General features: G+C 60.4%; 14 protein-coding genes and 8 tRNA genes. 5 read left to right on the top strand and 17 right to left on the bottom strand.

The genetic code is table 11. The annotated features are described in order from the left end of the window. Positions 1 to 21 precede the first annotated feature (21 nt). The 3 genes from astD (at position 22) to I6L47_RS08410 (ending at position 2,975) form a co-directional block, all read left to right on the top strand. A complete protein-coding gene (gene astD, locus I6L47_RS08420) occupies positions 22 to 1,491 on the top strand; it encodes a succinylglutamate-semialdehyde dehydrogenase (protein ID WP_216949091.1) in 1,470 nt (489 codons plus the stop codon). Between the two features lie 191 nt (positions 1,492 to 1,682). After that, a complete protein-coding gene (locus I6L47_RS08415; protein ID WP_021229798.1) occupies positions 1,683 to 2,480 on the top strand; it encodes a DUF1338 domain-containing protein in 798 nt (265 codons plus the stop codon). 234 nt (positions 2,481 to 2,714) lie between these two features. Continuing rightward, positions 2,715 to 2,975, top strand: coding sequence for a hypothetical protein (locus tag I6L47_RS08410; protein WP_216949090.1), 261 nt, complete (start codon positions 2,715 to 2,717; stop codon positions 2,973 to 2,975). 85 nt (positions 2,976 to 3,060) lie between these two features. Here I6L47_RS08410 and I6L47_RS08405 read toward each other — a convergent pair whose 3' ends face one another. Then, on the bottom strand, positions 3,061 to 3,663 hold the full coding sequence (locus I6L47_RS08405) for an HAD family phosphatase (RefSeq protein ID WP_216949089.1): 603 nt from the start codon (positions 3,661 to 3,663) through the stop codon (positions 3,061 to 3,063). A gap of 173 nt (positions 3,664 to 3,836) precedes the next feature. Between I6L47_RS08405 and I6L47_RS08400 the strand changes: the two genes are divergently transcribed. Further along, on the top strand, positions 3,837 to 5,213 hold the full coding sequence (locus I6L47_RS08400) for an MDR family MFS transporter (RefSeq protein WP_216949088.1): 1,377 nt from the start codon (positions 3,837 to 3,839) through the stop codon (positions 5,211 to 5,213). Between the two features lie 111 nt (positions 5,214 to 5,324). Here the strand turns inward: I6L47_RS08400 and nifJ are convergent, their stop codons facing one another. From nifJ to pnuC, 7 genes are all read right to left on the bottom strand, one after another. Next, on the bottom strand, positions 5,325 to 8,870 hold the full coding sequence (nifJ, locus tag I6L47_RS08395) for a pyruvate:ferredoxin (flavodoxin) oxidoreductase (RefSeq protein WP_216949087.1): 3,546 nt from the start codon (positions 8,868 to 8,870) through the stop codon (positions 5,325 to 5,327). Between the two features lie 228 nt (positions 8,871 to 9,098). After that, the gene (locus tag I6L47_RS08390) at positions 9,099 to 10,739 is read right to left on the bottom strand and encodes an alpha-glucosidase (RefSeq protein WP_216949086.1); all 1,641 of its coding nucleotides are present in this window, start codon (positions 10,737 to 10,739) and stop codon (positions 9,099 to 9,101) included. Between the two features lie 200 nt (positions 10,740 to 10,939). Then, positions 10,940 to 11,320, bottom strand: coding sequence for a DUF1622 domain-containing protein (locus I6L47_RS08385; protein ID WP_127005888.1), 381 nt, complete (start codon positions 11,318 to 11,320; stop codon positions 10,940 to 10,942). A 67-nt stretch (positions 11,321 to 11,387) separates the two neighbouring features. Continuing rightward, entirely contained in the window at positions 11,388 to 11,711 is a 324-nt protein-coding gene (yqfB, locus tag I6L47_RS08380; RefSeq protein ID WP_216949085.1) for a N(4)-acetylcytidine aminohydrolase, read from the bottom strand. Between the two features lie 42 nt (positions 11,712 to 11,753). Further along, positions 11,754 to 12,425, bottom strand: a complete 672-nt coding sequence (locus I6L47_RS08375; RefSeq protein WP_216949084.1) for a Crp/Fnr family transcriptional regulator — start codon at positions 12,423 to 12,425, stop codon at positions 11,754 to 11,756. A gap of 105 nt (positions 12,426 to 12,530) precedes the next feature. Then, positions 12,531 to 13,256, bottom strand: coding sequence for a nucleoside phosphorylase (locus tag I6L47_RS08370; RefSeq protein ID WP_216949083.1), 726 nt, complete (start codon positions 13,254 to 13,256; stop codon positions 12,531 to 12,533). Positions 13,257 to 13,259: 3 nt separating this feature from the next. Continuing rightward, positions 13,260 to 13,976, bottom strand: coding sequence for a nicotinamide riboside transporter PnuC (gene pnuC, locus I6L47_RS08365; RefSeq protein ID WP_042656944.1), 717 nt, complete (start codon positions 13,974 to 13,976; stop codon positions 13,260 to 13,262). A gap of 263 nt (positions 13,977 to 14,239) precedes the next feature. On the opposite strand from pnuC, the gene I6L47_RS08360 reads away from it, so the two are divergent. Next, complete coding sequence (locus I6L47_RS08360; protein ID WP_216949082.1) at positions 14,240 to 16,072, top strand: SLC13 family permease; 1,833 nt, start codon at positions 14,240 to 14,242, stop codon at positions 16,070 to 16,072. 218 nt (positions 16,073 to 16,290) lie between these two features. On the opposite strand, the gene I6L47_RS08355 is transcribed toward I6L47_RS08360, so the two are convergent. From I6L47_RS08355 to ychF, 9 genes are all read right to left on the bottom strand, one after another. After that, positions 16,291 to 16,374 (bottom strand) — tRNA-Leu (locus tag I6L47_RS08355). An 8-nt stretch (positions 16,375 to 16,382) separates the two neighbouring features. After that, positions 16,383 to 16,459 (bottom strand) — tRNA-Met (locus I6L47_RS08350). A gap of 39 nt (positions 16,460 to 16,498) precedes the next feature. Beyond that, positions 16,499 to 16,573 (bottom strand) — tRNA-Gln (locus I6L47_RS08345). Between the two features lie 10 nt (positions 16,574 to 16,583). Beyond that, positions 16,584 to 16,660 (bottom strand) — tRNA-Met (locus I6L47_RS08340). 39 nt (positions 16,661 to 16,699) lie between these two features. Next, positions 16,700 to 16,774, bottom strand: a tRNA-Gln gene (locus I6L47_RS08335). 46 nt (positions 16,775 to 16,820) lie between these two features. Further along, positions 16,821 to 16,895: transfer RNA gene (locus tag I6L47_RS08330), tRNA-Gln, on the bottom strand. Positions 16,896 to 16,941: 46 nt separating this feature from the next. After that, positions 16,942 to 17,016: transfer RNA gene (locus I6L47_RS08325), tRNA-Gln, on the bottom strand. 8 nt (positions 17,017 to 17,024) lie between these two features. Beyond that, a tRNA-Met gene (locus I6L47_RS08320) sits at positions 17,025 to 17,101 on the bottom strand. A gap of 234 nt (positions 17,102 to 17,335) precedes the next feature. Further along, positions 17,336 to 18,427: a redox-regulated ATPase YchF gene (ychF, locus tag I6L47_RS08315; RefSeq protein WP_005353921.1), complete on the bottom strand. Its 1,092-nt coding sequence runs from the start codon at positions 18,425 to 18,427 to the stop codon at positions 17,336 to 17,338. Positions 18,428 to 18,430: the final 3 nt, after the last annotated feature.

Raw genomic sequence — 18,430 nt, 5'->3', positions numbered from 1 at the left:
CCAGCGACAGGGAGTGAATGGATGAGCCAGTTAGTGCAATTTATCGACGGTCAGTGGCTTGCCGGTGAAGGCAAGCCGTTCGAGTCAAAGGATCCAGCCAAGAACGAGGTGATCTGGCAGGGGGCTGCCGCCAGTGCGGCGCAGGTGGATGCCGCCGTCAAGGCCGCCCGTGCCGCCTTCTACCACTGGGCGGACATGAGCCTTGAGGATCGTCTGGCCATAGTGCGTCGTTATGCCGACCTGCTTGGCGAGCAGAAAGAGGCGCTGGCCCTGACCATCGCCCGCGAAACAGGCAAACCGCTGTGGGAGACCCGTACCGAAGTAGTCGCCATGCAGGGCAAGATTGCTATCTCCATCCGTGCCCATGACGAGCGTACCGGCACCGTTGAAAATGCCATGCCGGGCGCCAAGGCGTTTGTCCGTCACAAGCCCCACGGTGTGGTGGCGGTGTTCGGCCCTTACAACTTCCCGGGTCATCTGCCCAACGGCCATATAGTCCCGGCGCTGATTGCGGGTAACGCCGTGGTGTTCAAACCCTCCGAGCTGACCCCCATGGTGGCCGAGGCCATGGTCAAGGTGTGGCAGGAGGCCGGATTGCCCAAGGGGGTGCTCAATCTGGTGCAAGGGGAGGTCGAGACTGGCAAGGCGCTGGCGGGCAATCCCGACATCGACGGCCTCTTCTTTACTGGTTCTTCCCGCACCGGTCATTTCCTCCATCAGCAGTTTGCCGGTCAGCCGGGAAAAATTTTGGCGCTGGAGATGGGCGGCAACAACCCGCTAATTGTGAAAGATGTGAGCGACATCGACGGCGCTGTCCATGCCATCGTCCAGTCGGCGTTCATCACTTCCGGTCAGCGCTGTACGTGCTCTCGCCGTCTGTTTGTCGAGCGTGGCGAGCGGGGCGATGCCCTGGTCAAGCGACTGATCGAGGTGGTCGGCCAGATCAAGGTCGGCCTCTATGACGCCGCCGAGCAGCCTTTCATGGGGTCGATGATAAGCGAGAAGGCTGCGATTGGCATAGTCGAAGCACAAGCCAACCTGCAGCGCCTCGGTGGCGAGAGCCTGCTTCCCCTCAAGCACCTGGAAGCGGGTACCGGCTTTGTCTCCCCGGGCATTATCGACGTGACCTCAGTGAGCGCGCTGCCTGACGAAGAGTACTTCGGCCCGCTGCTGCAACTCATTCGTTACGATGATTTCGATGCTGCCATCGATCAGGGCAATGCTACCCGTTATGGTCTTTCGGCCGGTCTGCTGGGGGACAAGGAGGCGGACTGGCACCACTTCTTCAAGCGGATCCGCGCCGGTATCGTCAACTGGAACAAGCCTATCACCGGTGCCTCCAGTGCCGCGCCGTTTGGTGGTATCGGTGCTTCCGGCAACCACAGAGCGAGCGCCTACTACGCTGCTGACTACTGTGCGTATCCAGTTGCCTCTGTCGAAGACAGCAAGGCCGCCATGCCGGAGCAGCTGTCTCCTGGCTTGACGTTTTAAGAGCAAACGGGGATGCCAATGCAGCAGAGATGGCTCAACGCCGCCGACTACTGTGTCATATCCCCGGTTGCCTCTGTCGAAGACAGCAAAGCCGCCATGCCGGATCAACTGTCGCCCGGCCTGCGCTTCTAATAACGACATGGGGCATCCAGCGGTGCCCCCATCTGTACCCGCAATCAAAGGAAAGAGAGATGCAAAAGGATATCGACACCCTGTTCAGCCATCTGTGGGACAACTACATCAAGGTGACCCCGAGCGCCCTCAAGGTGCACACCCTGCTGGGGGGCGGTGAGCCCATCGTCAACGATCACGTGGCGTTTCGTACCTACAACCTGCCCAAGCTGGGGCTGGAGAAGCTGGCCGCCCACTTTCTGGCACTCGGTTACGAGCAGAAGGGCGAGTACGTCTTCAAGGCCAAGAAGCTCTACGCCAAGCACTTTGAACATCAGGATCCGGACGCTCCCAAGGTGTTTATCAGCGAGCTGAAGGTGGAAGAACTCTCCCCAGCGGCGCAGGCCATCATCCACAAGCTGGCGGATCAGGTACCCGATCATCTGACCGATACCCCGGCATTTCTCTACACCGGTGCCCCCTGGCAGGTCTCCTATGCCGATTATCAGACCCTGCTGGCGGAGAGCGAGTACGCGGCATGGATGGCAGCATGGGGCTATCGTGCCAACCACTTCACGGTCAATATCAACAAATTGAAGGATTTTGACACCATCCATCAGGTCAATGCGGCGCTCAAGGCGGCGGGTTTTGTGCTCAACAGCGTGGGTGGCGAGGTGAAGGGGGATCCGCAGGTGATGCTGGAGCAATCCTCCACCATGGCGGACAAAGCCGAGGTGCCGTTCAGCGATGGGGTGCGTACCATCCCGAGCTGCTTCTACGAGTTTGCCCTGCGCTATCCGCAGGCCGATGGTGTGCTCTATCCGGGCTTCGTCGAGGCCTCGGCGGACAAGATCTTCGAATCGACGAATGCCATGTAACGGGAGCCACCCTGTTTCAGTCGCAACGCCTCCTTTGTGGAGGCGTTTTGTTTGGCGCAGAGTGACGGTATCGGGTGTTGTCTGACGCCGCGCGAAGAGGGGATTTGGACGGCACCTAACAGGTGGAAATTTGTTGATAAAAATGTGAACGAGATCACTTGATACGTCACAGATTGACGCTGGCGGCGGAGCAAAAAGGAGTAGAATGGCGCTTTATTTTTGCGGGGCCAATCGATGCCTAACTATCACTTTTTCAAGCAGGGTCAGGCGCTTACCTATCTAGATGCCAATGCACCCAGCTATAGCGATGAGCGTCGTCAACTGGTCGAACAGGGATTTGCCGCCATCGCCGCCCCCACCTTTGCAGATACCCCGGCCGAAGCTCTTGAGCTGCTTCGCACTCATCAGGCACTACAGGATGAGGCCAACGCCAACGCCCTTTGTCTGGCGGTTGCCACCATTCCGGCGGTGATCGCAACTCTGTCCGGGCACTGACGCTACCGCCATGCTCACCTGAATAAAAAATGGTGCCACTGTGATGGCACCATTTTATCGGTTTGCCTGCTTGCCCCTGAGCCGTTTAGCGTGGGTGCAGGTCACCTTCGATGACCAGCACGGTATCCATTCCTGCCGCCTTGCCTGCCTCAAGCCCGATCCGGGTATCTTCAAACACCAGACAGTTGGCGGGATTGGCGCCGAGCAGTTCGGCCACCTGCAAGAAGGTGTCGGGATGCGGTTTGTGGTTGGTGACATCATCGGCACTGACCACCACAGAGAGATAGGCATCGAGCCCGGTGCTTTTCAGGATGGAGTCCGCCTGATTGCGCGGTGAGCCGGTGCCAATCCCCATCTTGACCTTGCCGTGATAGTGCCTGACCAGCTCCCACATCTTGGGAAAGACGCTGACCTTGTCGATATGTTCCATATAGAGGGCAATCTTGCGACGGGTAAAAGCCTCGACATCCACCGTCACCCCCTGCTGCTCGGCCAGCATGGCGATGATCTTGCGGGTGGGAATGCCGCCGTACTGATAGAGCTGATCCCGCTCGAAGGGGATGCCGAACTCGGCGCAGGTAAGCTCCCACGCATCCAGATGGAGGGGCATGGAATCTACCAAAGTGCCATCCATATCGAAAATCAGGGCATCGTAGTGATCAAACCCGTACTGCTCACGCTCGCTCATGGGGGCTCCTCGAATCAAATAGAGCAGGCTAGCAGAAACGGTCGGCGTTTTGTGGGATCGTCCTCATGGTTGGGCAGATTGTGGCCGCCGTTTTTTCTATCTCTTGCTGATTTGTGAGACAATAATCCGTTCATTGCCGGATACTTTGGCATATCAGATCAGCGAGTCCGCTTATGACCTCGAAAATATCCCCCAAAACCATCTTCTCCAGTGTGGCGCTGGTGATTGCGCTCGGTTCACTGGAAAAGAGCATAGTCACCACCCCGCTGCCCATGATTGGCGCCGAGTTGCACGCCGGTGCCGCCCTCACCTGGGTGGTCACCGCCTATCTGCTGGCGGCCACCGCCGTGCTGCCCCTCTACGGCAAGCTGAGCGATCTCTTTGGCCGGGTGCGGATGCTCAATATCGGTATCGGCCTGTTTCTGGCGGGCTCGGTGGCCTGCGCCCTCTCCCAGGATCTGCCGACCTTGCTGGCAGCGCGGGTGCTGCAAGGGCTAGGGGGCGGCGGTCTGATTGCCCTCGCGTTTACCGTGATTGCCGATACCATACCGCCGCGGGAGGTGGGCAAGTATCAGGGCTACATCTCGGCGGTCTATGCGGTCTCCAGCATCGCTGGCCCCTTGCTTGGCGGCTATTTCACCGAGCAGCTCAGCTGGCGCTGGATCTTCTGGATCAACCTGCCGCTCGGTGCGCTGGCGGTCTTTCTCATCAACCGCAACCTCAAGCAGCTCAACGTACGTCGCCACAGTCGCTTCGACTGGAAAGGGGCGGGTCTGCTGATTACTGTCACCACGCTCACCCTGTTGCTGCTCTCGCCGGAGGCGGCGCTGCCTGACGTCTGGCTTTCGGTGGCGCTGGGCGTGGCACTGCTGCTGCTCATTCTGATTGAGCGGCGTGCCCACGACCCCATATTGCCTGCTCATCTGGCACGGCTGCCCGGTTATCTGGTGAGCGTGCTGCTGGTGATGCTCTCCCAGTTGCTGATGTTTGCCGTGCTGGTCTATCTGCCGTTGCAGATGCAGTGGCAGAAGGGGTTGAGCGCCAGCGAGAGCGGGATGAGCATGGTGATCTTCATGATCTGCATCACCGCTGGCGCCTTTGTCGGCGGCAAGTTGATAGGCCGTACCGGTCACTACAAGAGCTTTGTCGCGGTGGGCTTTGGCCTCGCGGCGGTGGCGCTCTGGCAGATCCACTTCGATGCCTGGGTCAAGCTGGCCCTAGGGTTTGCCGGTATTGGTCTCGGTCTGGTGCTGCCCGCCCTCTCAGTGGTGGTACAGAATGCCCTGCCACGGGAAGATCGCGGCATCGGCATGTCGCTGTTCAACTTCGGGCGGGAGCTTGGCGGTGCCGTCGGCGTGGCTATCTGCTCCATGCTGTTTCACTTGCGCCTGCCAGCTGGCAGCGGTGGCGATCTGAGCCGGCTCGCCCCCGATCTGCTGGCCCCGGGCTTCAGCGCGACCTATATCGGCATGGCATTGATCGCCACGCTGGCGCTGCTCATCACATTGCTGGCGTTGAAGCGCCATGAGCTGGCCTCCATCAGCGCCTGATTTGGCCTGTGCCGACATTAGCTCACCATAGCTAGCATCAGGGCTCCCCGCGGGGAGCCCTGATTGTTATTTGGCGAATAGCGTGGCTGTTGCCATCAAGCCATGCGCGAGTTACTCCTGCGCCGGACTCTCCTTGCCTGCCAGCTGGCTCAGCCAGGCGAAGCGGCGATTAGCCTCCTGCTCTGCCTCTTCATAGAGCTGGCTGGCCACCTCAGGCAGCTGGCGCTCCAGCCGCTGGAAGCGGGGCTCGTGGCGCAAGGTCTCGGCCAGTGAGGTATTGGGTGCCCGCGAGTCGAGCGCCAGCGGCAGTTTGCCCTCGTCAGCGCGGCGCGGATCGAAGCGGTAGAGGGGCCAGAAGCCGGTGGCGGTCAGCTGTTTCATCTGCTCATGGCTCTCGGCCATGTCGTAGCCGTGCTCCTCGCAGGGGCTGTAGGCGATGATGAGCGAGGGGCCCGGATAGGCTTCCGCCTCCTGAATCGCCTTCACCGTCTGGTTCATCTGGGCCCCGAGGGAGATCTGCGCCACATAGACGTGGCCATACATCATCACGCTGGCCCCGAGATCCTTGCGCGCCTTGCGTTTGCCCTGCTCGCCAAACTTGGTGATGGCACCAAGCGGGGTTGCCTTCGATTGCTGGCCGCCGGTGTTGGAGTAGCACTGGGTGTCGAGCACCAGCACATTGATGTTCTCCCCCAGACTCAGCACATGGTCGAGCCCGCCAAAGCCGATGTCGTAGGCCCAGCCATCGCCGCCGATGAGCCAGACCGATTTTTCCACCAGATAGTCCGCATCGCGAGCCAGCTCAAGGGCCTCCGGAGTCTTGCTCTCTTGCAGCTGCTCCCGCAACTGCTGGATATGGGCCCGCTGCTCGGAAACCGGCAGGGTGGCATCGCCGAGCGCCTCGTGCAACGTTGCCGGTATGGTGTCGCCCAGGCTCGCCAGCAGACGGCGCACCCGCTCCCTGTGCTGATCGACGGTAAGACGGAAGCCCAGTCCGAACTCGGCGTTGTCTTCAAACAGCGAGTTGGCCCAGGCTGGCCCGCGCCCGTCGGCGTTGGTGGTGTAGGGGGTGGTAGGCAGGTTGCCGCCATAAATGGACGAGCAGCCGGTGGCGTTGGCAATCAGCAGCCGATCGCCATAGAGCTGGGTCAGCAGCTTGATGTAGGGAGTCTCGCCACAGCCGGAGCAGGCGCCGGAGTATTCAAATAGCGGCGAGATGAGCTGGGAGGTGCGAATATCGATGCGCTCCAGCTGCTCGGCGCTGCGCTCTGGCAGATCGAGGAAGAAGTCGTAGTTGGCCTTCTGCTCGTCGAGGTGATCGAGGCGTGAAGCCATATTGATCGCCTTGCGATCCGGGTTGCTGCGATCCTTGGCCGGGCACACCTCGACGCAGAGGTTGCAGCCGGTGCAATCCTCCGGCGCCACCTGCAGCACGTACTGCTGGCCGCGCATGTCGCGGGATTTCACATCCAGCGCATCGAGAGTGGCGGGGGCATCGGCCAGCGCATCCGGTTCTACCACCTTGGCGCGAATGGCCGAGTGGGGACAGGCGGCGACGCAGTAGTTGCACTGGGTACAGAGCTCCGCCTCCCAGATGGGGATCTCCTTGGCGATGTTGCGCTTCTCCCAGCGGGTGGTGCCGACCGGCCAGGTGCCATCCGGCGGGAAGGCGGAGACCGGCAGGCTGTCACCCAGCCCTGCCAGCATGGCGGCGGTGACGGTCTGGACAAAGTCGGGGGCCTTGGCCGAAACCACCGGTAGGCGGGGGCGGCAGGCGGGATCCAGCTCACCCAGCGGCACTCGGGTCAGGGCGGCGCAGGTTGCCTCCAGTGCCTGCCAGTTGCGCTCGACCAGTGTCTGCCCCTTGCTGCCATAGCTGGTGGCGATGGCCTGCTTCAGCAGGCTGGTCGCCTCTGCGGGGGGAATGATGGCGCTGAGCTGGAAGAAGGCCATCTGCATCACGGTATTGATGCGGTTGCCGAGCTGGCAGTCGCGGGCAATTTTGGCGGCGTTGATGATGTAGAAGCGCGCCTCTTTCTCGCGCAGGGCATGCTGCACCTCGCTGGGGAGACGTTGCCAGATATCCGCTTCGCTGTAGGGGGTGTTAAGCAGGAAGATGCCGCCCGCCTTCAAGCGCTCCGCCATCCGGTACTTGTCGACAAACTGCCACTGATGGCAGCCGATAAAGTCCGCCTCTTCCACCAGATAGGCCGATTGCAGCGGCCGCTCGCCCACCCGCAGGTGAGAGACGGTGAGGCCGCCCGCCTTCTTGGAGTCGTAGACGAAATAGCCCTGCGGATAGAGGTCGGTGTGGTTGCCGAGGATCTTGATGCTGTTCTTGGCCGCCGAGACGGTGCCGTCGCTGCCAAGGCCGTAGAAGAGCGCTTCCAGCTTGTGTTGCTGGCCGTTGATGGGGCTTTGTGAATTCAGCGCGGGCAGCGGCAGTGAGAGACCTGTGATGTCATCGAAGATGCCGACGGTAAAGCGCGGGCGGGGGGGCTCTTGCGCCAGCTCGACAAACACCGCCAGCGCGCAGGCGGGGCCGAACTCTTTGGAGGAGAGGCCGTAGCGACCCCCAATCACTCGCGGCAGGCTTGCCCGCTCGCCCCGGCTGACCGCTTCGGCCAGCGCCGTCATCACATCGAGATAGAGGGGCTCGGCCTGTGCGCCCGGCTCCTTGGTGCGATCCAGCACGGCGATGGTGCGGGCACTCTCGGGAATCGCGGCCAGCAGATGCTCGGCCGAGAAGGGACGGAACAGCCGTACCTTCACCAGCCCCACCTTCTCCCCTTGGGCCAGCAGGCGATCGATCACCTCTTCACAGGTGCCGATGGCTGAGCCCATCAGCACCACAATCCGCTCCGCCTGCGGGTGGCCGACATATTCAAACGGCCGGTAGTGGCGGCCGGTCTGTTCGCCAAAAGCCTGCATCGCCTCGCTCACATGGCCATAGGCGGCGTCATACCAGGGGTTGCTTGCCTCCCGGCACTGGAAGTAGGTGTCCGGGTTGGCCGCGGTGCCGCGAATGACCGGTTTGTCGGGGGTGAGCGCCCGGTCACGATGAGCACGGATGGCATCTGCGGGCAGCAGGGCGCGCAGGGTGTCATCAGCGAGCGGCGCTATCTTGGCGATCTCGTGAGAGGTACGAAAGCCGTCGAAGAAGTGGATAAAGGGGAGGCGGCTGTTGAGGCTCGCTATCTGGGAGATCAGGGCAAAGTCCTGCGCCTCCTGCACATTGCTGGCACAGAGCATGGCACAGCCGGTCTGGCGCACCGCCATCACGTCCGAGTGATCCCCAAAGATCGATAGCGCGTGGGTCGCCACGGTACGCGCTGCCACATGCAGTACGAAGGGAATGAGCTGACCCGCCAGCTTGTAGAGGTTGGGGATCATCAGCAGCAACCCCTGCGACGAGGTAAACGAGGTCGCCAGCGCGCCGGTCTGCAGGGCGCCGTGGACGGCGGCAATGGCGCCACCTTCCGACTGCATCTCGACAACCCGGGGGACATCCCCCCAAAGGTTCTTGCCCCGCTCGCTCGACCAGGCCGACGACTGCTCAGCCATGGCCGAGCTGGGGGTGATGGGGTAGATGGCGATGACTTCGCTGGTGCGGTACGCCACCGAGGCGACTGCGTTATTCCCGTCTGTGGTGATCATGTGTTTTCCACTTTGCTATGCCAGTTTGAAGGCCGATAGTTGCATCGGCAATGGATAGGTCGCTGGCATAGTAAGAGGGGCAATGAGAGCGTATCAAACGGGATAAATAATCAATTAATAAGTCAGTAACAGTGGTTAATTTAATCCCGCTGCGTGGGTGCATGATTTTCTGCTGACAGCCAACGGGAGGTGGCTGACGGGCCATTGGTATGGCCCGTCAGCACGGGGTTAACCCTGATCCACTTGCAGCCAGATGGCGCACTGATAAGGGGCGAAGAGCTGCATCGGTTCGCTTGGGTAATTGGCCAGCAGCAACCGCATCTCGTCTGCCACCTTGTCGAAGTGGGGCATCGGCAAGGGGTTCGCCGTGAGATTGGCGAGCAGCAGCAGGGTGTGCCGCTCTCCGCTGGCCGGATCCTGCCAGTGGCGGCGATAGCTGATGCGCTCGGGGTCATCCCCATCCAGCAGATCGAAATTGCCGTGGCGAACGACAGGGTGAGCCTTGCGCAGGGCGATGAGCTGGCGATAACAGTGAAACGGCGAGTCGGGGCGGATCAACTGCTCGGCGGCGTTGATTTCAATGTGGTTGGCGTTGAGGGCAATCCAGGGCGTGGCCGTGCTGAAACCGGCGTGGGGGCCGCCGTCCCACTGCATCGGGGTGCGGGCGTTGTCGCGGCCGATGGCATCGAGCCGCCGACTCAGCTCGGCAGGATCCAGCCCTGACTGGCTGGCGCGATAGTTGATGGCCTCCACATCGCGCAGCTCGCCCGGCTGCCAGTGGCGGTTGGTCATGGCGAGCTCCTCCCCCTGATAGATGAAGGGAGTGCCCTGCATCAGGTACAGCACCATGGCCCACAGCCTGGCGCTGGTTTCCCGCCACTCTGGCCTGTCATCGCCAAAGCGGGAGACGGCGCGAGGCAGGTCGTGGTTGCCGAGAAACAGGCTGTTCCAGCCACGCCCGTGTAGCCCTTGCTGGTGGCGGGCCATGGCTCGCTTGAAGGCGAGGGGATCAAAGCGGGATGACCACTTGTCACTGCCCAGCCCCAGATGCTCGAAGTTGAACACCATGCTGAACTCGCTGCCATCGTGGTTCGAATAGTTCTGCATATGGGCGAGATCGGCCCCCCAGGTCTCCCCCACCGTGATGATCCCCTTGCCGCCGAAGCTGGCAGTATTGAGCTCGCGAATATAGTCGTGCAGACGCGGGCCATTGCTCATGGCAAGCCGGTCCCACTCCTTGCTCACCATGTCTATCACATCGAAGCGAAATCCCTTGATCCCTTTGCCCAGCCAGAAGTTGATCACCTCTGCCATCTCGGCACGCACCGCCGGGTTATCCCAGTCCAGATCGGCCTGACTGGGATCGAAGTTGTGCAGGTAGTAGCGATCAAGCGCTGGCACATACTGCCAGCCGCTACCGCCAAAAATCGAGGTAATGGGGTGAGCATCGACAAAGGCTTGATCGCGAAATACGTAGTACTCCTGATAGCGCGAGTCGCCGGCCAGTGCCTTCATAAACCACTCATGCTCGATGGAGGTGTGGTTGGCGACGATATCCATCATGATACCGATGCCGTGAGCGGCCGCTTCGGCTATCAGCTGCTCCATCTCGGTCAGGGTGCCGAAGGCGGGGTCGATGGCACGGTAGTCCGCCACGTCATAGCCGTTGTCCCGCTTGGGGGAGCGATAGATGGGGGTGAGCCAGAGCATATCGACCCCGAGGGTGGCCAGATAACCGAGACGCTGACGGATGCCGTTGATATCGCCCATGCCGTCGCCATCGCTGTCCTGAAAACTCATGGGGTAGATCTGGTAGATGACGCAGCTCTCGAGGTCGATATCGGGCGTGTGGAGGGTATGCGGGTTCATCAGCTTGGCCGATTGGGGGAAGAGATTTCCTATCTTACGCAGATGAACGGGCAGTCAACAGGGCTGAGGAAACCTTGAAAAGGGTTCCATTGTTGACTGATCGCCAAAAGTGAGGGGAGGGTCACAAAGGTGCCATCCCGGGCCACGGCTGTGGTCGGGATGGCACGGCACTTAGCGCTGATGCTATGCAGGAATACCGGTTATTGAGCAGCCTTGGCCTGCTCGCTGCGCTGCTCCTGCTGGCGTTCGGTCTGTGCTTCCAGCTCCTTGCCGAGGAAGTAGTTCAGGAAGGTGCGGATCACCGCGATGATGGCGAGGCGGATCAGCTCCTCCTTGCTCGGCGCGACCGTGGTGGCCAGGATGTCTGCGGCGAGCTGAAACTCCAGCGCCAGAATGAGCCAGCTGCCAAAGCAGAGGCGAATGCGCGGAAATCCGGGCTGGTGATCCCGCACCCGCGCCGCTAGCCAGAGGGTTTTGCCAAGCCCTATCACCACACAGGCGATGGAGATGATCTCCAGCAGCAGCTGGAACAGCTCGACCCCGTGCATCATCCCCTCTTTCAGGCTCGCTATCTCAAACACTCGGGTCACCTCCCTGATTCAAAAGAGGACACTATTAACACATCGCTCGGCAAAGGCCAAATCCGGCTCAGGCAATCAGTTTGAATTCAATCACATAGAGCGGCGGCAGAGCGGGGTAGATATCGCGGATCACCTGTTTGAGTTCGGGGAGGGTCATGTTCTCCTGACGGGCGTGCTCCTCATTCAGTTCATCGAAGGCCACTGCGTTGACGGAGAGCACTTCTATGGTGCCAAAGGGCTGGTGCTCCGGGTTGGTGAACAGGGCCAGCCGCTGGCCGGGCTGCCAGTTGGCCTCGCTCTCGTCGCGGATGGTGATGGTCTTGCGGCCCGCCTGAATATCGGCAACGAAGCGGCTGAAGAAGGTGAATTCGGGATAGGGATGGGCAGACATGGTGACTCCTGACAGGGTGAATCGAAATGAGGTGAATTGAAATCAAAGATCGAGATAGGCGCGCAGCCTGGCCAGATCGGCGATAACAGGGCCGTCGCTGCCGTCGGCAACTATGCCCTGTTCGACCAGCTCCTTGAGGGCGCGGCGGTAGACCCGCTCGGTGGTGCCGAAGCGGGCCGCCTCGTGGGCCCGCTTGCGTGATCCCAGCATGGGGGTGCGCTGGCGTTCTCGCCATAGCTCATAGGCGATGTTGTAGGCAATGGGGTGGAGTAGCCGGCTGGTGGTGATCTCCAGGGTATCGAGATAGTCGCTGGCAAGCGCCGCAGCGAAGAAGAGGGTCAACTCAGGTTCTGCCAGCAGCCGCTGGGCCAGCTTGTTGGCGCAGATGACTCGGGCATCCAGCTCGGTCTCGGCCACCACGTTCCACTGTACCGGGGTGGCGCTGAAGAACTCCATCTCGCCGAAGATTTGGCTGTGGCACTCAATTTCGCCAAGCTGGAAGCGACGGCCAGAGTGTACCGTGCTGTTGAGGGAGACCCGGCCACGTTCGACCAGATAGAGCTGCTCGCTCTGCTCCCCCTGCCGCATGATCAATTCGCCCGGCAGGTAGCGACGCAGAAACAGGGTGCAGGTGTCGAGCGCCGCGGCAAAGCGGGGTTCAAGCTGCTGGAGTTCGGCGTGAAAACGGCCGAGGGGGTAGGGCTGTTGCTGCATGACGTACCTGTCGTACCGGATGACGAGGGCCATGAGGCTAGCAAGAGTGCGGGCCGGATACCAGCCCGCCTCCTGTTGAATGTGCCGTGATTAACGGTTTGCGGTTTATTGCACCAGAGCGTGGAGGGCGGCGGCGATGGCTTGCTGCTCACCGGCCATCATCGCCTGTTCGGCGCTGGCGTAATCCGCTACCCCTTGTTGCACATCCTGCTCGAACAGCACCACGTTGCAGAGCACGGCGGCAACCCGCACCTTGCGCAGGCGCCCCACGGTCAACAGGGTGGCGGTCTCCATATCGGCGCCCAGCACACCACGGGCATGCCAGTAGCGGCACACCTCCTGCTCATCATCCCGATAGAAGCTGTCGTGGGAGCGTACCAATCCGTGCCAATGAGGTTGGCCGCTGGTTGCTACCTGATTGAGCAGGGCGGCCTGCAGCCAGATGTCGGCGCAGGCGGGGTACTCGGCGGGCAGATAGGCCTGCGAGGCCCCCTCATTGCGTACCGCCCCTTCCACCACGATAAGGTCGCCGAGCCCGATGTCGTGCTGCAGGGCACCGGCGGAGCCGACCCGAATAAGCGAGTGGGCACCGGCTTGCACTAGCTCCTCCAGCGCTATGACGGCCGAGGCGCCGCCGATGCCGGTGCTGCAGACCGTGATGGGCAGCCCCTGATAGCGGCCGTTGATGAGGCGAAACTCCCGGTTTTGCCCCAGCACCTCACACTGCTCGAGCTGGCTGGCGATGCGATCGACCCGGGCCGGGTCGCCGCATAGCACCACCCGCTCGGCAATCTGGTCGGGGCGGCACTGGAGATGGGGTAACAGACTCATGGCTTACAGACCTTGTGGCTGGCGCTTGGCGGCAATCACCCAGAGGCGGGTGCCGTTGGCGGCGATAAACAGCAGGATCAGGTATTCGAGCGACATGGCGTAGACGCCCTGCGCGGCATAGACACCGATGCTGATGATGTTGATGACGACCCAGAGGATCCAGTTCTCCACGTATTTGCGGGTCATCAGGATCTGCGCGACCACCGAGAGCACCGTCATGCTGGCATCCCAGAACGGGAAGGCATCAGGGGAGGGCTCTGGGGTGGCAAGGTTGGCACCAAACAGGTTGAGCAGGGAGACCGAGGTGCGCGCCAGGGTGGCGAAGACCGGGTCGATATAGCGGGTCAGCAGGGCGATGGCCAGCACGCTCACGGCGGCGGTCACCATCAGTTTGGATTTGCTGAGCCAGCGGATCTGCAGGGTATCCCCCTGATCGTTGGCCGGGCGGGTCCAGGCGTACCAGCCGTAGACGTTGGCGCAGAAGAAGAACAGCTGCAACATCAACAGTCCGTAGAGCTGGATCTGGAAGAAGATGATGGCAAACAGGCTGACGTTGATCAGACCAAACAGGTAGTTGATGGTTTTCTCCTGACTGGCAAACCAGATGCAGGCCAGCCCGAACAGGGTGCCGATGGCTTCAATCCATGACATGGCATAGCCGCCACCCAGCGGTATGGTCACTAGCGTGTTATTGATGCTGAACAGCTCGAATATGCTCATTTTCTGATCCTTGGGCATGAGGGTTAGTATGCGAGGGCGCCATTCTAAGGGGTGAGGGGGAGGAGGGGCAGGACTTTTGTCCGCCCCGGGCTTGGCCCATATCAAAGAAATCACCACTGGTGCCCGGTTATTCCAGCAGTGATGGGTTATGGTGCCCCCGCTGGCCGGACTTTATTGATATGTAGCAAGATGATAGCGCCGTGGCTGTGGTCTGATAGAGTCCACTCTCCGGGAGGAGAATCACGTGATAAAAGGAGGTTGTATTGAATTCCGAGCTTGTCTGGGTGCTCTGTCTGCTGGCTGGCGCCATCTATCTCTTCATGACTAACAAGGTGCGCATGGATGTGGTGGCCCTGGGTGTGGTCATCCTGTTTGTGCTGAGCGGCACCCTCACCCTGCCGGAGGCGCTGGCGGGCTTTAGCGATCCCAACGTCATTCTGATTGCCGCCCTGTTTGTGGTGGGTGAGGGGCTGGTTCGCACCGGTATCGCTTATCAGGTGGGGGATGCGCTGGTGAAGGTGGCGGGCAGCAGCGAGACCAAGCTGCTGGTGTTGCTGATGGTAGCGGTGGCGAGTCTGGGGGCTGTGATGAGCAGCACCGGGGTGGTGGCCATCTTTATCCCGGTGGTGCTGAGCGTGGCGAACCGGATGGGGATCCCCGCCGGTCGCCTGATGATGCCCCTCGGCTTTGCCGGGCTGATCAGCGGCATGATGACGCTGGTGGCGACACCGCCCAATATGGTGGTCAACAGTGAACTGATGCGCCACGGCATACATGGTTTCGGGTTCTTCGATTTCACCCCGATGGGCGTGCTGATCCTAGGGCTAGGCATCCTCTACATGCTACTGGTGCGCGGCTCCTTGGTGGGCGAGGGAGAAGAGGGCAAGGGCAAGCCGACCGGGCGCCGCACCCTGCGCGATCTGATCCGAGACTACCGATTGGCCGGTCGGGCCCGTCGTCTGGCGCTGCGGCCTAACTCCCCGCTGATTGGTCATACCCTGGATGAGTTGCAACTGCGCGCCCGTTATGGTGCCCACGTCATCGGGGTGGAGCGCTGGCGCAAGTTTCGCCGGGTGATGGTGCCGGTGTCGGGGATCAGTGAATTTCAGGCCAAGGATGTGCTGCTGATCGACATGTCAGACCCCGAGGTGGATGTGCGGGCGTTTTGCACCGAGGCGCGGCTCGAACCCATGATCCTGCGCGGGGAGTACTTCTCCGATCAGGCGCGGGAGGTGGGGATGGCCGAGGTGTCGCTGATCCCCGAGTCCAAGCTGCTGGGTAAAAGCGTGCGTGAGGTGACCTTCCGCTCCAGCTATGGTCTGAGCGTGGTGGGGCTGCGCCGCGACGGTGAGGCACTGGCAGGCAAGCTGGTGGATGAGCCGCTGCAGATGGGCGACACCCTGCTGGTGGTAGGAAACTGGAGCCACATCAGACAGTTGCAGACCCATAGCCGCGACTTTCTGCTGATGGGGCTGCCCGCCGAAGTGGACGAGATGGCCCCCGCCCGCAGTCAGGCCATTCATGCCCTCTTTTGTCTTGGAGTGATGATCCTGCTGATGGTGACCGATCCTGTGCCCAACGTGATTGCCGCGCTGATCGCCTGTCTGCTGATGGGCAAGTTTCGCTGCATCGATATGGAGAGTGCCTACAAGTCGATCCACTGGCCGACCCTGATCCTCATCGTCGGCATGCTCCCCTTTGCGCTGGCGCTGCAAAAAACCGGCGGGGTGGATCTGATCGTCGGTGGTCTGATCAATGCGGTAGGGGAGATGGGGCCGCGGGTCATGCTGGCCAGCCTGTTTGCCCTCTGCGCGGTGATCGGGCTCTTTATCTCCAACACCGCCACCGCAGTGCTGATGGCGCCCATTGCGCTGGGCACGGCGCAGCAGATGGGGGTCTCGCCCTATCCGTTTGCCATGACCATTGCCATCGCCGCCTCGGCCGCTTTTATGACGCCGGTCTCGTCACCGGTGAATACCCTGGTGCTGGGGCCGGGCAACTACAAGTTCGCCGACTTTATCCGTATCGGGGTGCCATTCACCCTGTTGGTGATGGCGGTGAGCGTGGTAGCGATCCCCTGGTTCTTCCCGTTCTGATAACCGGGATGATGAATGTGTGCACCAGCGGCCTGCGGGCCGCTTTTTTGTGGCCAGGAGACAAGAGTGGCAAGGCGTGCTCGGAATCAGTGAAGAGGGACGTGAACGTGAACTAACGTGGCGCTGGGTTAATAGAGGCGCGAGAGAAAAACTGGGGAGAGGCAAATTTCAGATACAAAAAAACCAGCGTGAGCTGGTCTGTTTGGTACTGCTATTAATGGTGCGGAAGGAGAGACTCGAACTCTCACGCCTAGGGCGCCAGAACCTAAATCTGGTGCGTCTACCAATTTCGCCACTTCCGCAATATTAATGGTGGCTATGACGGGATTCGAACCTGTGACCCCCGCATTATGAGTGCGATGCTCTAACCAACTGAGCTACATAGCCGTTTGTTATCGACCACTGATGTGGAAGAGAACAGAAAAATGGCTGGGGTACTAGGATTCGAACCTAGGGATGGCGAGATCAAAACCCGCTGCCTTACCGCTTGGCGATACCCCAACAGAAATAATGGTGGCTATGACGGGATTCGAACCTGTGACCCCCGCATTATGAGTGCGATGCTCTAACCAACTGAGCTACATAGCCGTTTGTTATCGACCACTGATGTGGAAGAGAACAGAAAAATGGCTGGGGTACTAGGATTCGAACCTAGGGATGGCGAGATCAAAACCCGCTGCCTTACCGCTTGGCGATACCCCAACAGCGCTCCTCAACAGTCATGAGACTGGCAAAGAACTTTTAAAAATGGCTGGGGTACTAGGATTCGAACCTAGGGATGGCGAGATCAAAACCCGCTGCCTTACCGCTTGGCGATACCCCAACAGCGCTCCTCAACAGTCGCGAGACTGGCAAAGAACTTTTAAAAATGGCTGGGGTACTAGGATTCGAACCTAGGGATGGCGAGATCAAAACCCGCTGCCTTACCGCTTGGCGATACCCCAACTAGAGATGGTGGCTATGACGGGATTCGAACCTGTGACCCCCGCATTATGAGTGCGATGCTCTAACCAACTGAGCTACATAGCCAACCTTGCTTCCGGTGAGTCGTTACCTCGTCACCGTGCGGGCCGAATTATGCGTATCTGGCTCTGGGGCGTCAACCCTTTTTTTGCCAGAAAAACGCAATTTGAGTGCGTTTGACCAGTTATTGGTCTCTGTTGCGCAAAAGCCCAACAATCTGCTTTTTTTTAAGACATTGCCATGATTGCCCGGGCAATGGCAGATAAAAAACAGGCCAGCAAATGCTGGCCTGTCATGGGATTAGACGTTGAACAGGAAGTTCATGATATCGCCATCTTTGACGATGTAATCTTTCCCTTCAGCGCGCATCTTGCCCGCTTCCTTGGCGCCTTGCTCACCCTTGTAGTTGATAAAGTCTTCAAAGGCGATGGTTTGGGCGCGAATAAAGCCTTTTTCAAAGTCAGTGTGGATCTTGCCAGCCGCTTGCGGGGCAGTGGCACCGACCGGAATAGTCCAGGCGCGTACCTCTTTCACACCGGCGGTGAAGTAGGTCTGCAGGTTGAGCAGCTGGTAGCCGGAGCGGATAACGCGGTTCAGGCCCGGCTCTTCGATGCCAAGGTCAGCCATGAACTCGGCGCGATCTTCATCGTCCAGTTCGGCGATGTCCGCTTCGATGGCACAGCAGACCACGACCACGACCGCGTTCTCGGCGGCGGCGATTTCACGCACCTTGTCCAGATAGGGGTTGTTCTCGAAGCCATCTTCCGCCACGTTGGCGATATACATGGTGGGTTTGAGGGTCAGGAAGTTGAGGTGGCTCACGGCGGCCAGCTCTTCCTTATCCAGCTTCATGCCGCGGATCATCTGGCCGTTTTCCAGAGCGACCTTGATCTTCTCAAGCACTTCCACTTCCAGCTTGGCATCCTTGTCGCCGCCTTTGGCGCGCTTGGACTGACGGTGAATGGCGCGCTCGCAGGCGTCCAGATCCGACAGGGCCAGCTCGGTGTTGATCACTTCGATATCGTCAGCGGGAGATACCTTGCCAGCAACATGAATGATGTTCTCGTCGTCGAAGCAGCGCACAACGTGGCCGATCGCTTCGGTTTCACGGATGTTGGCCAGGAACTGGTTACCCAGACCTTCACCCTTGGAGGCACCGGCAACCAGACCGGCGATGTCGACGAATTCCATGGTGGTCGGCACAACGCGCTGCGGATTGATGATGGCAGCCAGCTGATCGAGGCGGGGATCCGGCATCGGCACCACACCGGTGTTCGGCTCGATGGTGCAGAACGGGAAGTTGGCGGCTTCGATACCGGCCTTGGTCAGCGCGTTGAACAGGGTGGATTTGCCTACATTGGGCAGGCCCACGATACCGCATTTAAAACCCATGGA

This window comes from Aeromonas sp. FDAARGOS 1417, from assembly GCF_019046985.1.
GTDB classification, from domain to species: Bacteria; Pseudomonadota; Gammaproteobacteria; order Enterobacterales; family Aeromonadaceae; genus Aeromonas; species Aeromonas veronii.
Note: the sequence above shows the minus strand (reverse complement) of the source record. Positions and strands in the feature narration are given on the sequence as shown.

Excerpts from the sequence above, each read along its gene's own strand:
- astD (WP_216949091.1), top strand. The coding sequence starts at position 22 with ATGAGCCAGTTAGTGCAATTTATCGACGGTCAGTGGCTTGCCGGTGAA.
- I6L47_RS08415 (WP_021229798.1), top strand. The coding sequence starts at position 1,683 with ATGCAAAAGGATATCGACACCCTGTTCAGCCATCTGTGGGACAACTAC.
- I6L47_RS08410 (WP_216949090.1), top strand. The coding sequence starts at position 2,715 with ATGCCTAACTATCACTTTTTCAAGCAGGGTCAGGCGCTTACCTATCTA.
- I6L47_RS08405 (WP_216949089.1), bottom strand. The coding sequence starts at position 3,663 with ATGAGCGAGCGTGAGCAGTACGGGTTTGATCACTACGATGCCCTGATT.
- I6L47_RS08400 (WP_216949088.1), top strand. The coding sequence starts at position 3,837 with ATGACCTCGAAAATATCCCCCAAAACCATCTTCTCCAGTGTGGCGCTG.
- nifJ (WP_216949087.1), bottom strand. The coding sequence starts at position 8,870 with ATGATCACCACAGACGGGAATAACGCAGTCGCCTCGGTGGCGTACCGC.
- I6L47_RS08390 (WP_216949086.1), bottom strand. The coding sequence starts at position 10,739 with ATGAACCCGCATACCCTCCACACGCCCGATATCGACCTCGAGAGCTGC.
- yqfB (WP_216949085.1), bottom strand. The coding sequence starts at position 11,711 with ATGTCTGCCCATCCCTATCCCGAATTCACCTTCTTCAGCCGCTTCGTT.
- I6L47_RS08375 (WP_216949084.1), bottom strand. The coding sequence starts at position 12,425 with ATGCAGCAACAGCCCTACCCCCTCGGCCGTTTTCACGCCGAACTCCAG.
- I6L47_RS08370 (WP_216949083.1), bottom strand. The coding sequence starts at position 13,256 with ATGAGTCTGTTACCCCATCTCCAGTGCCGCCCCGACCAGATTGCCGAG.
- pnuC (WP_042656944.1), bottom strand. The coding sequence starts at position 13,976 with ATGAGCATATTCGAGCTGTTCAGCATCAATAACACGCTAGTGACCATA.
- ychF (WP_005353921.1), bottom strand. The coding sequence starts at position 18,427 with ATGGGTTTTAAATGCGGTATCGTGGGCCTGCCCAATGTAGGCAAATCC.